Here is a 15,884-nt window from a genome sequence, read left to right as displayed (position 1 = left end):
CACTCGCAGGCTCGTGGCGGGCCCCTGCAGGGGGCCGCATAGGCTCGTCCCTCGTGGCTCGGCACCTCACCCTCGTGCCCGCGGCCGAGCTCTCCGACGACGACGTCCGCGCGGCGCTGGACGGCGAGCGCCCGCTGGCCGTGCTGCCCGCCGGTCCCCCGGCCGTCGTCGACGCCGCCCGCGCCGCGCTCCGCCCCGACGAGCCGCTCGAGCCGGGCACCGACCTCGTCGTCGTGACCTCCGGCTCCACCGGGAACGGTCGCGGGGTGCTGCTGTCGGCCGCCGCGCTGCGGGCGTCCGCGGCCGCGACCCTCGACCGGCTCGGCGGCCCGGGCAGCTGGCTGCTCGCGCTGCCCGTGTCGGCGATCGCCGGGCTGCAGGTCCTCTGCCGCGGCCTGCTCGGCGGGCGCAGCGCCACCCGCCTCGGTGCCGGGGAGCCGCTGGCCGACGCCGTCGCCCGCATGCCGGCCGGCGACCGCCGGTACACCTCCCTCGTCCCCACCCAGCTGCGCCGCGCGCTGGACGCCGAACCGGATGCGCTGCGTGCCTTCGACGCGGTGCTCGTGGGCGGCGCGGCCACCGACCCGGCCCTGCTGGCCCGCGCCCGGGCCGCGGGCGTCGCCGTCGCGACCACCTACGGGATGACCGAGACCGCCGGTGGCTGCGTCTACGACGGCCTGCCGCTGGCCGGCGTGACCGTGCGGGTTACCGACGGGATCGAGCTGGCCGGCCCGGTGCTGGCGCACGGCTACCGCGGTGATCCGCAGGCGACCGCGGCCGCGTTCGCGGACGGCTGGTTCCGCACCCGGGACGCGGGCACGCTCGGCCCCGACGGCCGCCTCACCGTGCACGGCCGGCTGGACGAGGTCGTCATCTCCGGCGGCGTCAACGTGCCGCCCGCAGCGGTGGAGGCCGCGCTGCGCGAGCACCCCGCCGTCGCCGACGCCGTCGTCTTCGGCCGACCCGATCCGGAGTGGGGTCAGCGGGTCGTCGCCGCCGTCGTCCCGGCGCCCGGCGGCGCACCGACCCTGGCCGAGCTGCGACCGTGGGTGACCGAGCGGCTGGGCGCCCCCGCCGCGCCCCGGGAGCTACGGCTCATCGCCTCGATCCCCACCCTGCACACGGGCAAGCCCGACCGCCGCGCCGTCGCGGCCCGCACCCCGGAGGTCTGATGGCCACCCCTGCCCAGTGGCTGGCCGGCGCCCGCCCCCGCACCCTGCCGGCGGCGGTCTCGCCGGTGCTGGTCGGCACCGGTGCCGCGGTCGCGCTCGACGGCTTCCGGCTCGGCCCCGCGCTGCTCGCGCTGGTCGTGGCCCTCGCGCTGCAGGTGGGGGTCAACTACGCCAACGACTACTCCGACGGCCGGCGCGGCACCGACGCCGAGCGGGTCGGTCCGATGCGGCTGGTCGGTTCCGGCGCAGCTCCACCCGGGCAGGTGCTCGGGGCGGCGCTGGCCTCCTTCGCGGTCGCCGGGGTCGCCGGGCTGGCCCTGGCGGCGCTGTCGAACTGGTGGCTGGTCGCGGTGGGGGCGGTCTGCATCGCCGCGGCCTGGACCTACACCGGCGGCCCGCTGCCCTACGGCTACCGGGCGCTGGGCGAGGTCTTCGTCTTCGTCTTCTTCGGCCCGGTCGCCGTCGTCGGCACCACGTACGTGCAGACCCGCACCCTGCCCGGCCTGGCGTTCGCCGTCTCCGTACCCATCGGCCTGCTGATCGTGGCGATCCTCGTGGTGAACAACCTGCGCGACATCGAGGGCGACGCCCGGGTGGGCAAGCGCACGCTCGCCGTCCTGCTCGGCGACCGGGGCACCCGAGTGCTCTACGCCGCGCTGCTGGTCGTGCCGTTCGCCGTCGTCGCCGCGGTGGGGCTCGCGCGGCCGTGGGCGCTGCTGGCCCTGGTCGCCGCGCCGCTCGCGCTCGCCCCGGTGCGGACCGTGCTGGGAGGCGGCCGCGGGCCGGCGCTCATCGGGGCCCTGGCCTCGACCGGGCTGCTGACCCTGGTCACCGGCGTGCTGCTCGGCGCGGGCCTCGCCCTCTCCTGAGCGCTGCTACTGCGGAGCGTCCCCGCTGAGCCGAGCGCGCAGGTCCTCCTTGGCCGTGCGCCGCGCGATGCTGCGCGCCGCCAGCGCCTCGGTGAGCCGGTCGCGGGAGGGCCGCAGCAGCACGTAGGAGACCGGCATCGACAGCAGCAGCCCGAACAGCAGGCCGGGGTAGCTGCCCAGCCCGGCCCACCAGAGGACCAGGACGAGCGCCGCGGCGATCGCGAAGCGGCCGACCGTGTAGATCACCAGCCACGGCAGGACCTTCGGCGGCGTCGCGGCGCCACCGGCCGGGCTCACCGGTGCACCGGCGGCGCTCGGGTTGTTCTCAGCCATGACGGCCCTCCCACTTGGTCGAGAGAACGACCGTCGTCCTCGTGCGTGCGACCCCTCTGATCCGGTTCAACGCGTCGATGGCCGCCTCGAGTGCCGGGATGTCGGTCACGCGCACCTTCAGCACGTACCCCTCGCTGCCGGCGACCCGCCAGCAGTCCTCCACCTCGGGGATCTCCCGCAGGCCCGCCTCGACGCCGGTGTCGTCGACCGCGTCGCTCTCGATGACGCTGACCAGCGCGGTGACGTGCAGGCCCACCGCCGCCGGGTCGACGACGGCGCGGTACCCGGTGATCACCCCGGCCGCCTCCAGCTTGCCCACCCGCTCGTGCACGGCGGGCGAGGAGAGCCCCACCTGCCGCGCGAGCTCGGCGTAGCTGGCCCGGCCGTTGGCGCGCAGCAGCTCGATCAGCTGCTGGTCCACGGCGTCGATGGTGGTTCTCCGTCCTGCCCGGGTATGGGATCTGCGTTGCGCGGCACCGAGTATCGCCGCCGACGTACGCTGGCGGTCGACGAGGGGGTGGGCCCGTGGTGTTCCTGGTGGTTCTCGTGATGGCGGTCGTGGTCGTCGCACTGGTGGTGCGCGCCGCGGCGAACGCAGGCCCCGAGGGGAGCGCGCGCCCGGAGCGCCGGCCGCAGCGGCCCCGGGGACCGGTCCGGTTCGTGGCCCCCGATGACGACCCGGAGTTCCTCCGGGAGCTGGAGCGCCGCGCGCGCCGGGACGACGGCTCCCCCACGTAACGCCGTCCGGGCCCTTCCCGGGGCCTGAGCCGAACGTGCGAGCGGCCCTCTCAGGCGGCCGGGGTCGTTCCGAAGAAGCGGCGCCAGCCGCGCCGCGGGCCCGCCTCGGACGTGCCCGAGTCCGGCGCCGAGCCGTCGGCGTCCCCCGGCCAGCCGAGACCGCCGCCGCCCTGGCGGGTGGGGCCGCCCGGCCAGCCCAGGTCGCCCTCCTCCGCCGCGCCCCGCGGGCTCCCGCGGTGCGCGCCCGGACCGTCGGCCTCCCGGCCGGCGAGCGCGGCCGCGACGAGCGGGTGCGACGCCTCCCCGTCGGCCGCCGCGTGCCTACCCACGCCGCACCTCCCGGCGGGCCCGTGCGCTGCTGATCAGCTCCATGAGGGCATGGAAGCACGCAGGTCCGACATCGGTCACCGCCCCGCGCCGCACTGCTCCCCGGACGGGGGAGCGCTCAGACCCCGCCGTAGCTGTGCAGGCCGGTCGAGACCATGTTCACGTACAGCAGGTTGAACAGCACCACGGCGAACCCCAGCACGTTGGTCCAGGCGGCGGGACGGCCGCGCCAGCCGGGGGTGGTGCGGGCGTGCAGGTAGCCGGCGTAGACGACCCAGGAGATGAACATCCAGGTCTCCTTGGGGTCCCAGCCCCAGAACCGGCCCCAGGCGCTCTCCGCCCAGATCGCGCCGGCGATCATCGCGAACGTGTAGATCGGGAAGCCGAACACCGCGGTGCGGTGCGCCACCCGGTCCAACCCCGCGGCGGACGGCAGCCGGTCGAGCAGCCCCCCAGCCGCGCCGGGCGCGGCGGCGCTGCGGCGGGTGCGGACCAGGTACAGGACGCTGGCGATGCCGCTCACCAGGAAGATGCCGGAGCCCAGGATCGCGCTCGTCACGTGGATGCCCAGCCAGCTCGACCGCAGCGCGGCGACCAGCGGCCCCGCCTCGGCGTAGAGGAACAGGCCGATGCCCACCATCGCGAGGATCACCGGGCCGAGGACGAAGACGCCGATGTGCCGCAGCGAGGGCTGGCGCAGCGCCAGCACGAAGTAGGCGACCACCGCGACCAGCACGACGGCCGTGGCGAACTCGTACATGTTGCCGAAGGGCAGCCGGTCGGTGGCCATGCCGCGGGCGACGAGGACGCCGGCGTGGGCCAGCGCGCCCAGCGGGGTCAGCGCCATGCCGAGGAGCCCCCAGCGGGTGCCCTGCGCCGTCTCCGGCGCCTCCTGCCCGGCCGGGGCGGCGGGGGGCTCGGGGGCGACCGGCCCGGCGCCGACACCGGCGAGCTCGCGGCTGCGCACCGTCCGCCGGCCGAACGCGAGCTGGGCGCAGAAGGCCAGCAGCGCGACGGAGTAGAGCGCGACGCTCACGGAGAAGAGGGTGTCGGACAGCTCGGCCAGCGAGGAGTCAGTCACGCGGGGGGACCTCCGGTTCAGGTGCGGTGCGGGCGGGTGCGGCGCTCAGCGCGTCCCGCAGGTCGTGGGACAGCGTGGCGAACCGGGAGCCGTTCTCGCCGCCACCCCGCGTCAGCGAGGCGAGCGTGAGCACGGTACCGCCGCCGTCGGGGGCGGGCTCGGCCCGGGCGAAGACGCGCTCCCGGCGCAGCAGGAGCATGCCCAGCAGGCCGGCCAGCAGGGTGATCGCCGAGCCCAGCACCCACACCTGGCCGGGGTCGTGGGAGAACTGCAGGGCGGCGAACTCCTTGACCCCGCTGAAGGTGACGCGGGTGCCGTCGGGCAGGTCCAGGGACTCGCCCACCGAGAGGTTCGCCGAGCCCACCTCGGTCAGCCGGCCGCGCTCGATCTGGCTCTCGTCGAGGGAGTACACCGACTGCGGCAGCCCGGAATCGAGGCCGAGGTAGCCGGAGAAGGCGATCAGCGCGACCTGCGGGGCCAGCGGCCGCGGGTCGACGGAGGTCAGCACGCCGCCCTGCACCAGACCCGTGGGCGCGAAGAAGCCCTTCAGTGCCAGCTGCTCCTCCCGGCCGGGGATGTCGGGCAGCTTGAGCGCGCCCTCGCTGGCCAGCGTCTGCTGGTCGCTGGGCAGGAAGGGCACGGTGAGGTCGGTGAAGGTCGTCCCGTCCGGCACGGTCACGGTGAACGTCGGGCTGAAGCCGTGACCGGTCACGTAGACCCGGTCGCCGTCGACCCGGAGGGGGTCGTTGACCCCGATGGTGGTCGGCCGCCCCTCGGCGGAGGGCTCGCCGTAGCGGATGTCCGCGGTGAACGAGGCGGCGGTGAGGTTCTCCTCGTACTCGGCGGTGAACTGCTCGAGGTCGACGCAGAGCGGGCTGAGGTCGCCGCTGTCGACCAGCGGGCCCGCGGAGTAGGTGTCGTACTGCTGGAAGGAGTTGCAGAACCCCTGTCCCTCGGTGACCAGGATGCTGCCCTCGTAGCCCCACAGCTTCCCCCCCGCGAGGCTCAGCAGGAGGGCCAGCAGCGAGAGGTGGAAGACCAGGTTCCCGGTCTCCTTCAGGTGGCCCTTCTCGGCCGAGAGCTCCGGGCCGCGCGCGGTCTCGCGGCGCACGACCCGGTAGCGCCGCACCCGCAGCTCCTCCTCGACGCCGTCGAGCGCGGCCCCCGGGGCGTGCGCCACGGGCCACCGATCGGCGTCGGGGAGCCGGAGCAGGTTCCGGGGGGCCGGTGGCGGCGGGGTGCGCAGTGCGCGAGCATGCTCCCGGGCCCGCGGCAGGACGCAGCCGATGAGCGAGAGGAACAGCAGCAGGTAGACCGCGGCGAACCACGGCGAGCTGAAGACGTCGAACAGGTAGAGCCGGTCCAGCACCGGGGCCAGGTCGGGGTGGTCGGCGAAGTACTGCCGGACGTTGTTCTGGGACAGCGACCGCTGCGGCAGCAGCGAGCCCGGGACGGCCGCCAGCGCCAGGAGGAACAGCAGCACGATCGCCGTGCGCATCGCGGTGAGCCGCCGCCACCAGCGCAGCAGCAGGCCGCCCAGCCGACGGCCGGCCGGGGGCCCGGCGGGCGGGGTCGGGGTGGCCGGGCGCGGGGGCGCCTCGATGCTCACAGCGCCGACTCCCCGAACCCGGTCGCGGCCAGCCAGGAACGCAGCCAGCCCATCATCTCGGTCCACGCACCGGTCACCAGGAGCAGCCCGACCACCACCAGCACGGCCCCGCCGAAGCGGGTCACGGCCTGCGCGTGCCGGCGGAGGAACGTCGTGGCCCCCACGGCCCAGCGGGCACCGAGGGCGACGAGCACGAACGGCACGCCCAGCCCCAGGCAGTAGGCCAGCCCCAGCAGCGCCCCGCGGCCTGCGGTGGCCTCGGCGAAGGCCAGGTTCTGGACGGCGGCCAGCGTGGGCCCCATGCAGGGGGTCCACCCGAGCCCGAAGACGACCCCGAGCAGCGGGGCCCCCGCCAGCCCGGCCGCCGGCCGGGTCGACAGGCGCGCGGTGCGCTGGAGGAACGGCACCCGGCCGAGGAACGCCAGCCCGATGAGGACCGTGATGCCGCCCATCACCCGGGTGATGAGCTCGTTGTGCACCAGGAGCAGCCGGCCGAGTCCGCCGAACGCCGTGCTGATGGTCACGAACACCGCGGTGAAGCCGAGCACGAACAGCAGGGCACCGAGCACCATCCGCCCCCGCGGCGGGCGCAGATCGGCCGCCGGGAGCACCGCCGTGGCGGTGGCCGCCGTGCTGCCCCCGGCGGGCGCGGACGCAGCCGGAGCCGGGGCCGGGGCCGTGGTCGCGGCGCTGCCCACCAGCCCGGTGACGTAGGAGAGGTAACCGGGCACCAGCGGCAGCACGCAGGGCGAGGCGAAGCTGATCAGGCCGACGAGCGCCGCGACGGCCGCCGCCACCAGCAACGGCCCGTCGGTGACCAGGCCGGCGAAGGTCTCCCCCACGTCAGACCTCCTCCGCCTGCACCTGGTCCAGCACCGCGCGCAGGTCGTCCTGCGCCACCGCCCCGGTGTACACGGCGGCGACCCGGCCCTGGCGGTCCAGCACGATGGTGGAGGGGACGGCGTTGGCCGGGTAGTCGCGGAAGGCCAGCGCCACCTCGCCGCGCGGGTCGTAGAGCGAGGGGAACTCGATGCCGAAGCGCTCGACGAAGGCCAGCGCGAACTGCTCGTCGGTCTCCTTCACGTTCAGCCCGACGAACTGCACGCCCTCGTCCCGCACCTCGGCGTAGACCTCCTGGAACTCGGGCGTCTCGATCCGGCACGGGCCGCACCAGGACCCCCAGAAGTTCAGCACGGTCACGTCCCCGGCCAGCGCCGCCGACGAGAACTCCCCGCCGCCCAGCAGGGTGCCGGAGAACTCCGGCGCGGTCGCCCGCTCGTCGGCCGGGATCACCTCGCCGGCCGGGGTGGCCTCGACGAACCGGAACTCGCCGCCGTTGTTGACCTCGACCGCGTCGGAGCCGGTGCTGCACCCGGTGAGGATCGCGCCCGCCAGCAGGGCCGTCAGCAGCCGCCTCATGCGCCCGGCACCGCGTCCGGATCGGTGGCGCCGGCCGGCTCGGCGTAGGAGACGCGCACGAAGTCGTCGTCCTCGTAGGTGAGCGAGGTGACGCTGGCCAGCGAGCACTGCCGGCGGCGGGGGTCGTGGGCGAACCGGCGTCCCTCGACGTGCAGGCGGGTGGCCCAGATGGGCAGCTGGTGGCTGACCAGCACCGCCTCGTGCCCGCGGGCGGCGTCCCGGGCCGCCTCGACCGCGGCGATCATGCGCGCGGCGATCTCCACGTACGGCTCGCCCCAGGAGGGCTGGAACGGGTTGCGCAGCTTCCACCAGTTGCGGGGCGCCCGGAAGACGCCGCCGCCCCCGCCGACGACCCGGCCCTCGAACGCGTTGCCGGCCTCGATGATCCGCTCGTCGATCTGCACCTCCAGCCCGGTCGCCTCGGCCAGGGGGCGGATGGTCTGCCGAGCCCGCTCCAGCGGGCTGGACACCAGGTGGACGACGTCCCGCCCGCTGAACCACTCCGCGGCCGCGACGGCCATGGCCTCGCCGGCGGTGGAGAGGCGGTAGCCGGGCAGCCGGCCGTAGAGCACGCCGGCGGGGTTGTGCACCTCGCCGTGCCGGAGGAGGTGGACGACGGTGGTGGTCACGAGGAGCGCTCGCTGTCGATCGCGCCGGTGCGGTGGGCGTCGGCCTCGGCGGCAGCCCGGGCCGCGGCCGGGAGCGCCTCGAGCACCCGGTCGAGGGCCTCGCCGGAGAGCTGCGCGCTGACGAACCACGCCTCGAACGCCGACGGCGGGAGGTACACCCCGCGGGCCAGCAGGGCGTGGAAGAAGGCGGTGTAGCGGGAGACGTCCTGGGTGCGGGCGTCGTCGTAGTCCCGGACCTGGCGCTCGTCGGGCACGAAGAAGACCGAGAACATGTTGCCGGCCTGCTGCACCCGGTGCGGCACACCGGCGGCGAACAGCGCCGCGCTCGCTGCCCCGCGCAGCACGGCGGAGACCTCGTCGCACTGCGCGTAGACCTCGTCGGTGCAGTTCCGCAGGGTGGCCAGGCCGGCCGCGACCGCCACCGGGTTCCCCGAGAGGGTGCCGGCCTGGTAGACCGGCCCGCTCGGCGCGAGGTGCTCCATGAGGTCGGCGCGGCCACCGAACGCCGCCGCCGGGAGCCCCCCGCCCATGACCTTGCCGAAGGTGAACAGGTCGGCGTCGACCGGGTCGAGGCCGTACCAGCCCGACGCCGACACCCGGAAGCCGGTCATGACCTCGTCGAGCACCAGCAGCGCACCGTGCGCCGCCGTGATCCGCCGCAGCTCGGTGTTGAAGCCGTCCAGCGGCGGCACCACGCCCATGTTGCCGGGCGCGGCCTCGCTGACCACGGCCGCGATGGCGTCGCCGCGCTCGGCGAAGACCGCTTCGACGGCGGCGACGTCGTTGTAGGGCAGCACGATGGTGTCCGCGGCGGCCCCCGTGGTCACCCCGGGGGTGTCGGGCAGACCCAGCGTGGCCACCCCGGAGCCGGCCGCGGCCAGCAGCGCGTCGACGTGGCCGTGGTAGTTGCCGGCGAACTTGATCAGGAGCGGGCGGCCCGTCACCCCGCGCGCCAGCCGCACGGCCGAGAGCACCGCCTCGGTGCCGGAGTTGACCAGCCGCACGCGCTCGACCGGCGCGACGCGGTTGCGGATCTCCTCGGCCAGCTCCAGCTCGCCCTCGGTGGGGGCGCCGAAGGACAGGCCGCGACGCGCGGCCGCGGTCACCGCCTCGACGACGGCAGGGTGCGCGTGGCCCAGGATCATCGGCCCCCACGAGCTGACCAGGTCGACGTAGCGCCGCCCGTCCGCGTCGGTGATCCAGGGACCGGAGGCCTCGGCCATGAAGCGCGGCGTGCCGCCGACGGCGCGGAAGGCGCGCACCGGGCTGTTCACCCCGCCCGGGGTGACGTCCTGACCGCGGGCGAAGAGGCCGGCGGAAACCGGGGCCTCGTAGGTGTAGGGCGGGCTGTCCAGCGAGGTCACGTCCCCAGTGTCCCCTCTGCGCCCGGCGAGCGGTCGGAGGCATCGCGCACACTCCCGAGCAGGGCGGCCCGCAGCGCCGCGGGGTCGCGGGTCGGGACCAGCACCGTCCGACCGTCGGCCAGCCGCAGCGGCAGCCCCGTGCGGCCCCGCGGCAGCGACCAGCCCCCGCCGAGCACGGGGGCACCGGCATCCACCCCGGCGTCGGCCTCCCGCAGCGCGGTGGCGTCGACGTCGCGCAGCGGCACCTGCTCGCGGCCCACCGCCAGGCCGTCGGCGTCCACCCGGACCGTCCACACCCGGCGGGCGGACAGGCAACCGATCGCGACTACGCCGGGCACCGCGACCAGGGTGAGCGCCCAGACCAGCGGCGGGACGTCCGGCCCGGGCAGCAGCAGGTCCCCGAGCAGGAAGAGCCCGAGGGCCCCGGCGACCAGCCAGAACGGCCGCCAGGAGCCCCCGGGCTCGACGTACGTCACGTCCCCGACCACCCCCGGGTCAGCGGGTCAGCAACCGCGCCGCCTCGACGGCCCAGTAGGTGAGCACCTGGCCGGCGCCCGCGCGGCGGATGGCGACCAGCGTCTCGAGGATCGCCCGCTCGCGGTCCACCCAGCCGTTGGCGGCGGCCGCCTCGACCATCGCGTACTCGCCGCTGACCTGGTAGGCGCTCACCGGCACCTGCACGGCGTCGGCGACCTTGGAGACGATGTCCAGGTAGGGCAGCGCCGGCTTCACCATGACGGCGTCGGCACCCTCGGCGAGGTCCTGCGCGACCTCGCGCAGCGCCTCGTCGGCGTTCGGCGGGTCCATCTGGTAGGTCGACCGGTCGCCGAACTGCGGGGCACCCTCGGCGGCCTCGCGGAACGGGCCGTAGAAGCCCGAGGCGTACTTGGCCGCGTAGGCCAGGATCGGCACCTCGGAGAACGCGGCGCTGTCCAGCCCGGCGCGGATGGCGGCGACCTGCCCGTCCATCATCCCGCTGGGCGCCACCAGGTGCGCGCCGGCCTGCGCCTGCGCGATCGCCACCGCGGCGTACCGGTCCAGGGTCGGGTCGTTGTCGACGACCCCGGCCGGGGTGACGACGCCGCAGTGCCCGTGGTCGGTGTACTCGCACAGGCAGAGGTCGGCCATGAGGACCAGCTCGTCACCGAGGTCCGCCCGCAGGTGCTGCAGCGCCACGTTGACCACGCCGTCGGCGGCGTCGGCCCCGGACCCGACCGGGTCCTTCTCCGACGGGATGCCGAAGAGCATGAGCCCGCCGATGCCCGCCTCGGCGGCCTCGGCCGCGGCCTTCCGCAGCGAGTCCTGGGTGTGCTGGACCACGCCCGGCATCGAGCCGATGGGCACCGGCGAGTCGATGCCCTCCTTGACGAAGACCGGCAGCACCAGGTCGGCCGGGGCCACCCTGGTCTGCGCGGTCAGCCGCCGCAGCGCCGGCGTGGACCGCAGCCGGCGTCCGCGCGCGAAGCCCGGGTTCGCCCCACCACCCTCGATCACTTGCCCTCGCCGTCCTCCGCCTCGCGCAGCGACAGGGCGTACTCGGCCAGCGCGTCCACCAGCGGCGCCACGGCCGCGGTCTCCGGCTGCACGTCGACCCGCAGCCCGAACTCCTGGGCGCTGGCCGCCGTCGCCGGGCCGATCACCGCGACGACGGTCTTGGCGTGCGGCTTGCCGGCGATGCCGACCAGGTTGCGCACCGTGCTGGAGGAGGTGAAGCAGACGGCGTCGAAGCCACCTCCCTTGATCGCCTCGCGCACCGACGCGGCCGGCGGCGCGGCGCGCACCGTCCGGTAGGCGGTGACGTCGTCGATCTCCCAGCCGCGCTCGACCAGCCCGGCCGCCAGGGTCTCGGTGGCGATGTCGGCGCGCGGCAGGAGCACCCGCTCGATCGGGTCGAGCACGTCGTCGTACTCGGGGAAGTCGGCCAGCAGGCCCTGGCTGGACTGCTCGCCGCTGGGCACCAGCTCCGGCTGGATGCCGAAGTCCCGCACGGCCTCGGCGGTCTGCTCGCCGACGCAGGCCACCTTCACGCCCGCGAACGCGCGGGCGTCGAGGCCCAGCTCGACGAACTTCTCCCGGACGGCCCGCACCGCGTTGACCGAGGTGAACACGATCCAGCCGTAGCGGCCGGTGACCAGGCCCTTGACGGCGCGGTCCATCTGGGCCGGGCTGCGCGGCGGCTCGACGGCGATGGTCGGCACCTCGACCGGCACCGCCCCGTACGCCCGGAGCCGGTCGCTCATGTCCCCGGCCTGGTCCTTGGTCCGCGGCACGAGCACCCGCCAGCCGAACAGCGGGCGGCTCTCCCACCAGGACAGCTTGGCGCGCTTGTCGACGGCGGCGCCGACGGTGGCCACCACGGGCCCGCTGAGCGGGTCGAGGACGGCGGTCTTCTCCGCCACGGCCGACAGCTTGCTCACCAGGCTCTTCTGGCCGGTCCCGGAGCCGCCGGTCGTCACCACGACCGGGGTGCTGCCGGAGAGCCCGCCCTCCACCAGGCGTGCGGCCGCGTCGGGCAGCGCCTCGGCGGTGCCCTGGAGGACCAGCGTGCCGCCGGTCGCGGCGGCGGCCCCGGCCAGCGCGGCGACGTCGACGCCGCTGCGCAGGTCCGCGGTCACCGCGGTGCTGCCCGGCGCGACGCCGGCGAAGGCGGGGACGGCGGTGGCGGTCGCGACCCCCGGCACCACGTCGAACGGCACGGAGGTGCGGCAGACGGCGAGCACCTCCTTGACCACGTCGTCGGAGGTGTAGGGGTCACCGGTGACGAGGCGGACGACGACCGCGCCGCCCTTCGCCGCCGCGACGGCGCCCTTGGCCACCTCGGCGGGCTCACCGGACACCGGCGTCAGTTCGGCCTCCGGGTTGGTCTCGCGGACCGCGTCCTGGAGGGCGGCGGCGACGTCGGGGTCGACGAGGACCACCGACGCCTCGGCCAGCGCCGCGGTGGCGCGGGCGGTGAGCATGCCCGGGTCGCCCGGGCCGGCGCCGACGAACACGACCCGGCCGGACTGGCCTGCGGTCTTGCGGAAGCGCGTCATGCCGTGCTCCTGATCCTGGCCCGACTCCGTCGGGCGTCTGTTGTGGCCCGAGTCCTTCGGGCGTCTGCTGGGGTCTGGGTGGGGCAGGGGGTCACTCGCCGGCCGCCATCAGGGCGGCCGCGCCCCGGTCGAGCAGTTCGGCGGCGAGGGTGCGGCCGAGGGCCGCGGCGTCGGCGAGCGGACCCGTGAGCGAACCGCGCACGGAGTCGCTGCCGTCGAGCGCGGTCACCGAGGCGCGCAGGTACAGCTCCGGGCCGCTCTCGCCCTCGGCCACCTCCGCGTAGGCGGCGACCGGTGCGCTGCAGCCCGCCTCGAGGGCGGCGAGCGCCGCCCGCTCGGCCACCACGCAGGCGCGCGTGGCGGCGTCCTCGAGCCGGCCCAGCAGCTCGCGGGTGCGGGCGTCGCTGGTGCGGCACTCCACGGCGAGGGCTCCCTGGGCGGGAGCGGGGAGCACCTGCAGCGGATCGAGGGTCTCGGTGATCCGGTGGGTGCGGCCGATGCGGCTCAGCCCGGCCCGGGCGAGCACGACGGCGTCCAGGTCACCCGGGCCGTCGGGGGCACCGGCCACCCGGGCGAGCCGGCTGTCGACGTTGCCGCGGATCGGCACGATCTCCAGCCCGAGCCCGAGGGCCCGCAGCTGGGCGACGCGGCGGGGGGCGCCGGTGCCGATCCGCGCACCGGACGGCAGCTCGCCGAGGGTGAGCCCGTCGCGGGCGACCAGGGCGTCCCGGGGGTCCTCCCGCACCGGGACGGCGGCCAGGCTCAACCCCGGCTCCGGCGCGGTGGGCAGGTCCTTGTAGCTGTGCACCGCCAGGTCGACCTCGCCGGCGAGCAGGGCCCGGCGGATCGCGGTGACGAACACCCCGGTCCCGCCGAGCTGGGCGATGGCCGCGGAGGACCGGTCGCCCTCGGTGCTGATCAGCACCAGCTCGACCGGCACACCGGTGGCGGCGGTGAGGGCGTCGGCGACGGCCCGGGACTGGGTCTGCGCCAGCACGCTGGCCCGGGTGCCCAGCCGCAGCGGAACAGCGGTGCCCGCCACCGTGGTGGCGGCGTCCTGCACGTCGGCGGCGGTCATGCCGGGCCTCCCGGACGGTCGGGGTCGACGGTGACGGCGTCGGCCAGCCGGCCGGCGCCGGGGGTGACATCGGCGTCGATGCCCAGGCCGAACAGTGCCCGCAGCGCGCCGGCGTAGTCCGTGCCACCCGGCGTGGCGGCCAGTTCCTTCACCCGCACGGTGGGCTCGTGCAGCAGCTTGTCGACGACGCGGCGCACGGTGCGGGCGATCTCCGCACGCGCCCGCGCGTCCAGGTCGGGCAACCGGCCGGCCAGCCGCAGCAGCTCGGCGTCGACGACCTCGGCGGCCTGGCTGCGCAGCGCGGAGACGGTGGGCCCCACCTCGGCGGCCTGCCGCTCGGCGCGCAGCAGCGCCGTCTCCGCCTCGATCATGGCGCGGGCGGTGCTGATGTCGTCGGCCGCCACGGGCCCCGCGGTGGCCTCCCCGTCGCGCTGCTCGCCCTGCAGCAGCGCCGTGTTCCGCTCGCCCTGCAGGAGGGCCAGGTCGACGACGTGCACGCCGGGCAGCGCGGCCACGCCGGGGTCCACGTCCCGGGGCAGCGCGAGGTCGATGACCACCAGCGGCCGGTCGCGCCGGCCGGCCATCGCCGCGGCGACGACCTCGGTGCCCACGACCAGGCCGGTGGCACCGGTGCAGGTGAGCAGGACGTCGGCGGCGGCGAGCTCCTCGCCCATGTGGTCCAGCGGGGCGGCGCGGCCGCCCACGGCCTCGGCCAGCCGCTCGGCGGAGGCCGGGGTGCGGCTGCTGACGACGACGGAGGCACCGCGGCGGGCCAGCGTGGTGGCGGCGAGCGCACCCATGGAGCCGGCGCCGACGACGAGGACGGGGCGGCCGGCGAGGGCGCCGATGCGGGCCTCGGCCCGGTCGAGGGCCACCGACACCAGCGAGGCGCCGGCCCGGTCGATGCCGGTCTCGGAGTGCACCCGCTTGCCCACGCGCAGCGCGCGCTGGGCGACCGGGTGCAGGGCGCGGCCGACGGTGCCCTCCTCGCGGGCGAGGGCGTAGGCGGCGCGCAGCTGCCCGAGCACCTGCGTCTCCCCGACCACCATCGAGTCCAGCCCGGCGGCCACGGTGAACAGGTGGGCGACGGCCTGGTCCTCGTAGTGCACGGTCACGTACGGGGAGAGCTCCTCCACCGTGGCCCCGGCCTGACGGGCCAGCACCCGGCTGACGTCGGTGACGCCGCCGTGGAAGCGCTCGACCTCGGCGAACACCTCGACCCGGTTGCAGGTGGCGAGGACGAGTGCCTCGCTCACGTGGTCGCTGTCGACCAGCTCGTGCAGCGCCTTGACCCGCTCGTCGGGCCCCATCGCGAACTGTTCCAGCAGCGCGACCGGTGCAGTCTGGTGGCTCACGCCCACCGCGAGCAGGCTCATGCCGACTCCTCCCCCACGGGCACGGCCCGCTGCTGGCCCAGGAAGGCCAGCACCTGCAGCTCGACGGACAGGTCGACCTGGCGGACGTCGACGCCCGGGGGCGCCGACAACGTCACCGGTGCGAAGTTCAAGATGCTCCTCACCCCGGCCGCGGCGAGCCGGTCGCAGACCTGCTGGGCGACCTCGGCCGGCGTCGCGATGACCCCGATGGAGGCCCCCGCGGCCGTCACGCCGGCCTCCAGCCCGGTCACGTCCTGCACGGTCAGGCCGCCGATGCGCTGGCCCACCCGGCCCGGCGCGGCGTCGAAGAGGCCGACGAACTCGAAGCCCCGGCTGCCGAACCCGGCGTAGTCGGCGAGCGCCGTCCCGAGATTGCCGATGCCCACGAGCACGCAGGCGCGGGACTGCTCGGCCCCCAGCACGCGGGCGATGCGCTCCCGCAGGGCGCGCACGTCGTAGCCGACGCCGCGGACGCCGCAGGAGCCCAGGTGGGACAGGTCCTTGCGCAGACCCGCCGGGTTGACCCCCGCGGCCGTCGCCAGGTCACCGGAGGAGACGGTCGTCCGGCCGCCGTCGGCGAAGCTGGTGAGCACCCTCAGGTACACGGCCAGACGAGCGACGGTGGCCTCCGGGATGGTCCGGGGCCGCGGCTGGATCACGGGCTCTCCACAGCGGTCGCGCCCGGTACCCGGCGGGCGCCGGGGGCGGTGCTGCGACATCGGGGACGCGAGCGCTCGGCGCGCTCGCGTCCGCCACGGTAACCGCTTGTGAACGCAGGAACAAAGTTGCCGACGCGGCGACGGGCCGTTGACCTGGACCGATCGGGTCACAGGTGTGGTGGAGAGCACGATAAC

The 15,884-nt window shown here is 75.9% G+C and carries 18 protein-coding genes; 3 read left to right on the top strand and 15 right to left on the bottom strand.

The window, feature by feature from the left end:
* Positions 1-53: 53 nt before the first annotated feature.
* Together menE and ACI8AG_RS05860 are read left to right on the top strand one after the other, a co-directional pair.
* Entirely contained in the window at positions 54-1,172 is a 1,119-nt protein-coding gene (gene menE, locus ACI8AG_RS05865) for an o-succinylbenzoate--CoA ligase (protein WP_456596277.1), read from the top strand.
* Positions 1,172-2,041 (top strand): 1,4-dihydroxy-2-naphthoate polyprenyltransferase, encoded by an 870-nt coding sequence (locus tag ACI8AG_RS05860; protein WP_456596276.1) that lies wholly within the window; start codon positions 1,172-1,174, stop codon positions 2,039-2,041. The genes menE and ACI8AG_RS05860 overlap by 1 nt, the downstream gene beginning before the upstream one ends.
* Positions 2,042-2,047: 6 nt before the next feature.
* Here the strand turns inward: ACI8AG_RS05860 and ACI8AG_RS05855 are convergent, their stop codons facing one another.
* Together ACI8AG_RS05855 and ACI8AG_RS05850 are read right to left on the bottom strand one after the other, a co-directional pair.
* A complete protein-coding gene (locus ACI8AG_RS05855; RefSeq protein ID WP_456596275.1) occupies positions 2,048-2,374 on the bottom strand; it encodes a DUF4229 domain-containing protein in 327 nt (108 codons plus the stop codon).
* Entirely contained in the window at positions 2,367-2,795 is a 429-nt protein-coding gene (locus tag ACI8AG_RS05850) for an Lrp/AsnC family transcriptional regulator (RefSeq protein ID WP_456589119.1), read from the bottom strand. The genes ACI8AG_RS05855 and ACI8AG_RS05850 overlap by 8 nt, the downstream gene beginning before the upstream one ends.
* Positions 2,796-2,899: 104 nt before the next feature.
* Here ACI8AG_RS05850 and ACI8AG_RS05845 point away from each other — a divergent pair, with 104 nt between their 5' ends.
* Positions 2,900-3,112 (top strand): hypothetical protein, encoded by a 213-nt coding sequence (locus tag ACI8AG_RS05845; RefSeq protein WP_456589120.1) that lies wholly within the window; start codon positions 2,900-2,902, stop codon positions 3,110-3,112.
* A 50-nt stretch (positions 3,113-3,162) separates the two neighbouring features.
* Here the strand turns inward: ACI8AG_RS05845 and ACI8AG_RS05840 are convergent, their stop codons facing one another.
* From ACI8AG_RS05840 to ACI8AG_RS05780, 13 genes are all read right to left on the bottom strand, one after another.
* The gene (locus ACI8AG_RS05840; protein ID WP_456596274.1) at positions 3,163-3,441 is read right to left on the bottom strand and encodes a hypothetical protein; all 279 of its coding nucleotides are present in this window, start codon (positions 3,439-3,441) and stop codon (positions 3,163-3,165) included.
* Positions 3,442-3,557: 116 nt separating this feature from the next.
* The gene (ccsB, locus tag ACI8AG_RS05835) at positions 3,558-4,520 is read right to left on the bottom strand and encodes a c-type cytochrome biogenesis protein CcsB (RefSeq protein ID WP_456589122.1); all 963 of its coding nucleotides are present in this window, start codon (positions 4,518-4,520) and stop codon (positions 3,558-3,560) included.
* Entirely contained in the window at positions 4,513-6,129 is a 1,617-nt protein-coding gene (gene resB, locus ACI8AG_RS05830) for a cytochrome c biogenesis protein ResB (RefSeq protein ID WP_456589123.1), read from the bottom strand. The genes ccsB and resB overlap by 8 nt, the downstream gene beginning before the upstream one ends.
* Complete coding sequence (locus tag ACI8AG_RS05825; RefSeq protein WP_456596273.1) at positions 6,126-6,971, bottom strand: cytochrome c biogenesis CcdA family protein; 846 nt, start codon at positions 6,969-6,971, stop codon at positions 6,126-6,128. Before ACI8AG_RS05825 ends, resB begins: the two co-directional genes overlap by 4 nt.
* A 1-nt stretch (position 6,972) precedes the next feature.
* A complete protein-coding gene (locus tag ACI8AG_RS05820) occupies positions 6,973-7,548 on the bottom strand; it encodes a TlpA family protein disulfide reductase (RefSeq protein WP_456596272.1) in 576 nt (191 codons plus the stop codon).
* Complete coding sequence (locus ACI8AG_RS05815; RefSeq protein WP_456589126.1) at positions 7,545-8,177, bottom strand: histidine phosphatase family protein; 633 nt, start codon at positions 8,175-8,177, stop codon at positions 7,545-7,547. Before ACI8AG_RS05815 ends, ACI8AG_RS05820 begins: the two co-directional genes overlap by 4 nt.
* On the bottom strand, positions 8,174-9,541 hold the full coding sequence (gene hemL, locus ACI8AG_RS05810) for a glutamate-1-semialdehyde 2,1-aminomutase (protein WP_456596271.1): 1,368 nt from the start codon (positions 9,539-9,541) through the stop codon (positions 8,174-8,176). The genes ACI8AG_RS05815 and hemL overlap by 4 nt, the downstream gene beginning before the upstream one ends.
* On the bottom strand, positions 9,538-10,017 hold the full coding sequence (locus ACI8AG_RS05805; RefSeq protein ID WP_456596270.1) for a hypothetical protein: 480 nt from the start codon (positions 10,015-10,017) through the stop codon (positions 9,538-9,540). Before ACI8AG_RS05805 ends, hemL begins: the two co-directional genes overlap by 4 nt.
* Positions 10,018-10,036: 19 nt before the next feature.
* Positions 10,037-11,035: a porphobilinogen synthase gene (gene hemB, locus ACI8AG_RS05800; protein WP_456589129.1), complete on the bottom strand. Its 999-nt coding sequence runs from the start codon at positions 11,033-11,035 to the stop codon at positions 10,037-10,039.
* On the bottom strand, positions 11,032-12,576 hold the full coding sequence (locus ACI8AG_RS05795; RefSeq protein ID WP_456596269.1) for a uroporphyrinogen-III synthase: 1,545 nt from the start codon (positions 12,574-12,576) through the stop codon (positions 11,032-11,034). Before ACI8AG_RS05795 ends, hemB begins: the two co-directional genes overlap by 4 nt.
* 91 nt (positions 12,577-12,667) lie before the next feature.
* Positions 12,668-13,654, bottom strand: a complete 987-nt coding sequence (gene hemC / locus ACI8AG_RS05790; RefSeq protein WP_456596268.1) for a hydroxymethylbilane synthase — start codon at positions 13,652-13,654, stop codon at positions 12,668-12,670.
* A complete protein-coding gene (locus tag ACI8AG_RS05785) occupies positions 13,651-15,030 on the bottom strand; it encodes a glutamyl-tRNA reductase (RefSeq protein ID WP_456596267.1) in 1,380 nt (459 codons plus the stop codon). The genes hemC and ACI8AG_RS05785 overlap by 4 nt, the downstream gene beginning before the upstream one ends.
* Positions 15,027-15,689: a redox-sensing transcriptional repressor Rex gene (locus ACI8AG_RS05780; protein WP_456596266.1), complete on the bottom strand. Its 663-nt coding sequence runs from the start codon at positions 15,687-15,689 to the stop codon at positions 15,027-15,029. The genes ACI8AG_RS05785 and ACI8AG_RS05780 overlap by 4 nt, the downstream gene beginning before the upstream one ends.
* Positions 15,690-15,884 lie beyond the last annotated feature (195 nt).

It is taken from the genome of Blastococcus sp. SYSU DS0552 (genome assembly GCF_054050815.1).
The sequence above is the reverse complement of the archived record's forward strand: the minus strand, read 5'-3'. Positions and strand labels throughout refer to the sequence as shown.

Bases quoted from the DNA above. Each gene is read 5' to 3' on its own strand.
- ACI8AG_RS05795 (WP_456596269.1), bottom strand. From the start codon at position 12,576: ATGACGCGCTTCCGCAAGACCGCAGGCCAGTCCGGCCGGGTCGTGTTC.
- ACI8AG_RS05785 (WP_456596267.1), bottom strand. From the start codon at position 15,030: ATGAGCCTGCTCGCGGTGGGCGTGAGCCACCAGACTGCACCGGTCGCG.
- ACI8AG_RS05860 (WP_456596276.1), top strand. From the start codon at position 1,172: ATGGCCACCCCTGCCCAGTGGCTGGCCGGCGCCCGCCCCCGCACCCTG.
- ACI8AG_RS05855 (WP_456596275.1), bottom strand. From the start codon at position 2,374: ATGGCTGAGAACAACCCGAGCGCCGCCGGTGCACCGGTGAGCCCGGCC.
- hemC (WP_456596268.1), bottom strand. From the start codon at position 13,654: ATGACCGCCGCCGACGTGCAGGACGCCGCCACCACGGTGGCGGGCACC.
- ACI8AG_RS05820 (WP_456596272.1), bottom strand. From the start codon at position 7,548: ATGAGGCGGCTGCTGACGGCCCTGCTGGCGGGCGCGATCCTCACCGGG.